The organism is Noviherbaspirillum denitrificans, assembly GCF_002211445.1.
GTDB lineage: Bacteria > Pseudomonadota > Gammaproteobacteria > Burkholderiales > Burkholderiaceae_D > Noviherbaspirillum > Noviherbaspirillum denitrificans.
Genome location: NZ_LSTO01000001.1, coordinates 3,687,372 through 3,693,760, shown reverse-complemented (window position 1 = coordinate 3,693,760; position 6,389 = coordinate 3,687,372). Strand labels below are relative to the sequence as shown.

7 protein-coding genes and 1 pseudogene are annotated in these 6,389 nt (G+C 64.6%); all 8 read left to right on the top strand.

What is annotated here, in order from left to right:
• The coding region (locus AYR66_RS17880) for a YifB family Mg chelatase-like AAA ATPase (RefSeq protein WP_088709895.1) at window positions 1–1,218 on the top strand (1,218 nt) is incomplete at its 5' end.
• Window positions 1,219–1,301: 83 nt separating this feature from the next.
• Window positions 1,302–2,150: an AraC family transcriptional regulator gene (locus tag AYR66_RS17875; RefSeq protein ID WP_088708630.1), complete on the top strand. Its 849-nt coding sequence runs from the start codon at window positions 1,302–1,304 to the stop codon at window positions 2,148–2,150.
• Window positions 2,151–2,201: 51 nt separating this feature from the next.
• Window positions 2,202–3,176 (top strand): DMT family transporter, encoded by a 975-nt coding sequence (locus tag AYR66_RS17870; RefSeq protein ID WP_088708629.1) that lies wholly within the window; start codon window positions 2,202–2,204, stop codon window positions 3,174–3,176.
• A gap of 35 nt (window positions 3,177–3,211) precedes the next feature.
• Window positions 3,212–3,730 (top strand): hypothetical protein, encoded by a 519-nt coding sequence (locus tag AYR66_RS17865; RefSeq protein WP_088709894.1) that lies wholly within the window; start codon window positions 3,212–3,214, stop codon window positions 3,728–3,730.
• Between the two features lies 1 nt (window position 3,731).
• On the top strand, window positions 3,732–4,985 hold the full coding sequence (locus AYR66_RS17860) for an MFS transporter (RefSeq protein ID WP_088708628.1): 1,254 nt from the start codon (window positions 3,732–3,734) through the stop codon (window positions 4,983–4,985).
• Between the two features lie 67 nt (window positions 4,986–5,052).
• Window positions 5,053–5,397, top strand: a complete 345-nt coding sequence (locus tag AYR66_RS17855) for a DUF1840 domain-containing protein (RefSeq protein ID WP_088708627.1) — start codon at window positions 5,053–5,055, stop codon at window positions 5,395–5,397.
• Window positions 5,398–5,462: 65 nt separating this feature from the next.
• Window positions 5,463–6,101 (top strand): LysE family translocator, encoded by a 639-nt coding sequence (locus tag AYR66_RS17850; RefSeq protein WP_088708626.1) that lies wholly within the window; start codon window positions 5,463–5,465, stop codon window positions 6,099–6,101.
• A gap of 37 nt (window positions 6,102–6,138) precedes the next feature.
• A pseudogene (locus AYR66_RS29665) lies at window positions 6,139–6,389 on the top strand (16S rRNA (cytosine(967)-C(5))-methyltransferase RsmB); the annotation flags it as partial.

Genomic DNA, 6,389 nt, shown 5'->3' with positions numbered 1-6,389 from the left:
GAATATGAATTCGCCGGCGAGCTTTCGCTGTCCGGTGAACTGCGCCCGATTCGCGGCGTGCTGGCGATGACCTATGCGATGCATAAGGCCGGCGGCAGCGGCGGCCGGCAGCGCGCGTTCATCCTGCCGCGCGCCAATGCGGAAGAGGCGGCACTGGTACGCGACGCCACGATATTCCCCGCCGACACCCTGCTGCAGGTATGCGCACACTTCGCAGGACGATCAGCGGAGACGAGACTATCGCGGCATCGCTCGGCGGCCAGCCAGGATCGTCCGTCTTATCCTGACTTCGCCGATGTCAAGGGACAAGCGCAGGCCAAGCGCGCACTTGAGGTCGCAGCAACTGGCGGCCACAGTTTATTGATGGTCGGCCCGCCCGGCACCGGCAAATCGATGCTCGCCGCCCGCTTCCCCGGCATCCTGCCGCCGATGACCGACGACGAAGCGCTCGAGTCCGCCGCGGTGCAGTCGCTGACGAGCGGCTATTCGGCCAGCCGCTGGAAAATGCGCCCCTATCGCGCGCCACACCATACGGCGTCGGGCGTCGCGCTGGTCGGCGGCGGCAGTCCGCCGCGGCCGGGCGAAATCTCGCTCGCGCATCGAGGCATTTTGTTCCTCGACGAGCTCCCGGAATTTGACCGCAAAGTGCTCGAAGTGCTGCGCGAGCCCCTCGAATCAGGCCACATCACCATCTCGCGCGCCGCGCGGCAAGCGGACTTCCCGGCGCGCTTCCAGCTGGTGGCGGCGATGAACCCCTGCCCCTGCGGTTATCTCGGTCACAGTGCGAACAAATGCCGCTGCACGCCGGATCTCGTCGCGCGCTACCAGGGCAAGATTTCCGGACCGCTGCTCGACCGCATCGACATGCAGATCCAGGTCGGCGCGCTGCCGCACGAGGACTTGCTGAAACAGGCAGACGGCGAACCGTCGGCCGCCATTGCCGAACGCGTTGAACATGCTTTCGAACGGCAGCTTGCGCGCCAGGGAAAAGCCAACCACGCGCTGACCGGTGCGGAAATCGACGAGCACTGCAAGCCCGACCAGGCGGCGGAGCAATTGCTGCGCACGGCGATGACGAAACTGAACTGGTCCGCGCGCGCCTATCACCGCGTGCTGAAGGTGGCGCGCACCATCGCCGATCTTGCCGGTTCGGCAACGATCACACAACCGCATGTCGCGGAAGCAATCCAGTACCGCCGCGCACTTAGGGATCATTGAGCGCTTCGCGCAGGAATGCCGATAAAGACTTATGATGGCATTCCCGCCGTCCGGATGGTTTCGGGCAGCATGTCGAGGCGCGCATGTTCCACCACCCTTCCGAGTTCGTCACCTTCAAGGCCTGTCCGCACCTGCCGGGCGTGGAGCTGTATTCGGCGCGCCTGGTGGACCATGCATTCGCGCCCCATGCGCACGACGGCTACTCGCTAGGGGCGATCGAAGCCGGCGTGGAACGCTTCCGCCATCGCGGCTCGGAGCACGTTGCACCGGCGGGCACGCTGGTGCTGCTCAACCCGGATGAACTGCATACCGGGCAGGCGGAAGTCGACACCGGATGGACCTACCAGATGCTGTACATCGAGCCGGAAACCCTGCGCAAGCTGGCCGGCAGCGAGGCCTACTTCCCCGATGCGAGCGTCCATAATCCGCAGCTCGCCGCGGCCTTCCGGCGGACTTTCCATCGCATGTGGAATGCGCCGGATGACGTGGCATTCGTGTCCGGGTTCACCACGCTGGTCGATGCCATCGCCTCCCGCTACGGCAAGAATGTGCGCGACGTGCGCACGGCATCCGAGTCGGAAAGGCGCCGCATGGCGTCGATGCAGCGCGTGCTCGATTGCGTGGAAGCGCATCTCGACGACAACCTGAGCATCGAGATGCTGGCCGCCGAGGCTGGCCTGTCGGTCTTCCATTTCGTGCGCAGCTTTTCCGCCGCCTTCCATGTCACGCCGCACCAGTACGTGCAGGCCCGCCGCGCGGCGCGCGCCAAGTCGCTGCTGGCAAAACGCGCGACGCCGTCGGAGGCCGCCGCTGCTGCCGGGCTGACCGACCAGAGCCACCTCAATCGCTGGTTCAAGCGCGCCTACGGCGTCACGCCTGCCCAGTACCAACAGCAAATCGGTACAAGACCGGTGCCGAACCGGCGCGGATAATCCGCTCCACGGGTGCCTTCCCGCGCCCGGATTTACGTTTCGGATTTGACCATGCTCATCGGATTGCTCAGCGCGCTCGGTGCCGGCCTCATGTGGGGACTGGTGTTTGTCGCGCCCCTCATGCTCGGCGATTATCCGGGCCTCGTGCTGTCGTTCGGCCGCTATATCGGCTTCGGCCTGATTGCGCTGGTGCCGGCCTTCTTCGACCGCCGCCGCATCGCCGCGCTGACGAAGGCCGACTGGATCGCGGCGCTCAAGCTGGCCCTGGTCGGCAACATCCTCTACTACGGCGCACTGGCGACCGGCATACAGCTTGCGGACGCACCGCTGCCGGCGATGATGATCGGCACGCTGCCGGTCGTGATTTCGATCTGCTCGAACTGGTCGCCCGGCCATCCGTCGGAATCGGTCGCATGGGGACGGCTGGCGCCTTCGCTGGTCATCATCTTCCTCGGATTGATGCTGGTGAATGCGAGCGAACTGACGCATCTCGACGGCAGCCGTTCCACCTCCGACTATGCGCTCGGCTGCTTCATCACGCTTGGTGCGCTGGCAGCTTGGACCTGGTATCCGATCATGAATGCGCGCCACCTGAAACGGCATCCGCACATCGCCTCCTCCACCTGGGCCACCGCGCAAGGGCTGGCGACGCTGCCGCTGGCACTTGCCGGCTTCATCGCTTATGGCGTGTATGCGGCATTCAATCCTGCGGCCTACGGTTTCCCGCTCGGGCCGCGCCCGGCGCAATTCATCGGATTGATGCTGACGCTCGGCCTGTGCGCGTCCTGGCTCGGCACGATGTTGTGGAACAAGGCCAGCCAAAGGCTGCCGACCTCGCTGGCCGGACAGCTCATCGTGTTCGAAACACTGTCCGCGCTGCTGTATGCCTTTATCTGGCGTGGTGCGGTGCCGACGGTGGCCGTACTCGCCGGCATTGTGCTGCTGGTTGCGGGCGTGGTGCTGGGCATGCGCACCTTCCAGAAAGCACACGCGGACAGCAAGGCGGCAGGTACGGCATCAGCCTGAGCACGAAACATGGCGCAACTGCTACCATGTTGCGCATGTTTACCCTCCCCGCTCCCCTGCGCAGGGCGGCTTCCCTCGCCGCCTGCATCACCCTGCTGGCCTGCTCTCCCAAGTTCGACTGGCGCGAAGTGCGCGGCACGTCCGCGCCCTTCGCCGTCCTGCTGCCGGCAAAACCGGCGACGCACACGCGCAACGTCAATCTCGACGGCATCGAAGTACCGATGACGATGACCGCAGCCGATGTCGACGGCGTGACCTTTGCCGTCGGCACGGCGGAAATGCCGGACCCGGCCCAGGCGCAGCGCGCGCTGGCGGCCATGAAGACTGCGCTGGTGCGCAACATCGGCGGTACCGTGCGCAAGGAAACGGCATCCGTACCCGGCGCCATTCCGGCGACGATCGACATCGAGGCCGCAGGCGCGGAATCACGCGTGCTGCACGGCCGCTTCATCGCAAAGGACAAGCGGATCTACCAGGTCATCGCCATCGGCAAGGAAGCGTCGCTCCCGCCTGAAGCGGTGGATACCTTCCTCACTTCGTTCAAGCTGGACTGACATGCCGGCACTCCGCGGGCTGGCCGCAGCGCAAACCTTCCTGTGCTTCGCGGCGGCGTATTTCCTGTCCTACGCTTTCCGCTCGATCAATGCGGTGATCGCGCCGGACCTGCAGGCCGACGTCGGCTTGCAGAACGCGGACCTCGGCCTGCTGTCGTCGGCCTACTTCCTCAGCTTTGCCGCCTTGCAACTGCCGCTCGGCATCTGGCTGGACAAGTACGGACCGCGCCGCACCGAATCCTTGCTGCTGCTGTTTGCCGCCGCCGGCGCAGCCATCTTTGCGAGCAGTGAGTCGCTGGCCGGGCTGTGGCTGGGACGGCTGCTGATCGGTGTTGGCGTTTCCGCGTGCCTGATGGCCCCCTTCAAGGCGTACCGGCAATGGTTTTCGCCCGGGCAGCAAAGCCGGCTAGGGGCGTGGATGCTGGTGGCGGGTACGTCCGGCGCGCTGGCATCCACAGTGCCGGTGAGCGCCGCCCTGCCATTCATCGGATGGCGTGGCGTGTTCTGGGTGATGTGCGGCATGATCCTGACCGCCTCGGCAGCCATCTTCTTCCTGGTGCGCAAGGCGGAAGCAATGCACGAAGCCGCCGCGCAGGCGAAACCCGCGCAGGCAGGCAACGCCAGGCTCGGTTACCGGCATATCTTTTCCAATCCGTACTTCCGCCGCATGGCGCTGCTCGGCGTCATCAACCACGGCACGCTTTCCGCATGGCAGACCTTGTGGGCCGGGCCATGGATGATGACCGTGCTGGGCATGAGCAAGCAGCAGACGGCCCACATCCTGTTCGCCTTCAACCTGTGCATGATGCTGTCCTACCTGGTCATGTCATGGTGGGCGCCGCGCCATGTTTCGCAGGACGGTTCGGCGGGATATCCTGCGGTGCGTGTCATTGCAATCGGCCTGGGCGGAACAGTGGCAGTCCAGCTTTGCATGCTGGCCACGTCGACCCCCTGGTCCTGGATGCTGTGGCTTATCCTCGCGGCCTGCATCACCGTCACCACGCTGACCCAGACCGGTGTCAGCCTGGCATTTCCCGTCGCACTCGCCGGGCGTGCCAACAGCGCCTTCAACCTGTCGGTCTTTGTCGGTTCGTTCGCCGTCCAATGGGGCGCGGGCTTGCTGATGGACATGTTCGGCGCATTTGGCGCCATTCCGGCTGACGCGATGCGCGGCGCGCTCGCTGTTTGCGTTGCCGGACAGGCGCTGGCACTGTTCGCCTTCGTGATGAACCGGGCCACGCCCTCGCCGCACTGATTTGGCCTATAGCAAAATCCCAAACTCATGCTATGGTTTAAGCATAAGGACTGCTATCGGAGGCACCATGCTGGTTACATTCAAATCGAAGGCAGCGGCGGAAGTCCTGATGTACGAGGAGCATGCCAAGCGCATTCTTGATTTGCTGAACAAGGACGTCAAACGCGGCGTCATCACATCTGACGAAGCGCCGAATGCCGTGGCGAAACTGGAGGCGGAAATCGCCGAGAGCCGCATGCACCCGACATCCGAGGAAGTGAAGCGCGATGTGCTGGCGCACCATGGGGAAGAAGGCGACGACAACGAACACGAGCCCGTTGAATTTGTCAGCTTTGCAACACGCGCCTATCCTTTGCTGGAAATGTTGCGTGCTGCCAGGAACGACCACAAGGATGTGATGTGGGGCGTGTAGCACCCGCAACGCGGCTACAATGATGTCTTTGCCTATCCGCACCGGGTTGCCGGTGCGCATTGTGTATGGACATCCTCGGCATTTCGAATTTCGGCCTGTTTCTTGTCGCGGTCCTGTTGCTCAACGCAACGCCCGGTCCTGACACCGCCTATATCGTCGGACGCAGCATCGCACAGGGACGTGCAGCAGGTCTGCTGTCCGCCCTCGGCATTTCCGCCGGGTGCTGCGTACATGCACTCGCCTCCGCCGTCGGCCTGAGCGCCATCCTCGCGGCGTCGGCTGCCGCTTTCACCATCATCAAGCTGGCCGGCGGAATCTACCTGGTCTACCTCGGCCTGCGCATGATGCTCGCCAAGCCCGGTGATGCGTCGGCGCCGGCGAAAGCGCAAGACGTGCGCTCGCATAAAACCATTTTCCTGCAGGCGATGGTGACCAACGTGCTGAATCCGAAGGTCATCCTGTTCTTCCTTGCGTTCATCCCGCAGTTCGTACGCACGGATGCGCCGCACAAGACGCTGGCCTTCCTGCTGCTCGGTGCGGCCTTTGTCGTCCTCAGCACATTCTGGAACAGCGGCACCGCATTCCTTGCGGGGACGCTTGCCCGGCGCGCAGGACGCAGCCCGCGCGTGAAGCTGTGGCTGGAACGTAGTGTCGGCGCCACCTTCGTTGCGCTGGGCGCAAAGCTCGCCTTCACCAAGGCCTGATCCACCTTACTGCTGCGCGGCACAGCCGCGCATACCGATGCTGAATACTCAACTGAAAACCGATTCGCTCGCCTTCAGCCTGCTGGGCGCAGCATACGCCGTGGCGAAAGTCCGTGCCGGCACCGCCCTGCCGCAGGCGCTGGCCACCGTCTTCACGCAGACCGGCGCGACGCCCCAGGCGCGTGGCGCGATGCAGGACATCGCCTACCGCTGCATGCGCCAGCTCGGGCGCGCCGAACTCCTGCTCGGCCAGCTCGCTTCCAAGCCGCCCTCGCCCGCCGAATTGCG

Bases quoted from the DNA above. Each gene is read 5' to 3' on its own strand.
- AYR66_RS17860 (WP_088708628.1), top strand. From the start codon at position 3,732: ATGCCGGCACTCCGCGGGCTGGCCGCAGCGCAAACCTTCCTGTGCTTC.
- AYR66_RS17855 (WP_088708627.1), top strand. From the start codon at position 5,053: ATGCTGGTTACATTCAAATCGAAGGCAGCGGCGGAAGTCCTGATGTAC.
- AYR66_RS17865 (WP_088709894.1), top strand. From the start codon at position 3,212: ATGTTTACCCTCCCCGCTCCCCTGCGCAGGGCGGCTTCCCTCGCCGCC.
- AYR66_RS17875 (WP_088708630.1), top strand. From the start codon at position 1,302: ATGTTCCACCACCCTTCCGAGTTCGTCACCTTCAAGGCCTGTCCGCAC.
- AYR66_RS17850 (WP_088708626.1), top strand. From the start codon at position 5,463: ATGGACATCCTCGGCATTTCGAATTTCGGCCTGTTTCTTGTCGCGGTC.
- AYR66_RS17870 (WP_088708629.1), top strand. From the start codon at position 2,202: ATGCTCATCGGATTGCTCAGCGCGCTCGGTGCCGGCCTCATGTGGGGA.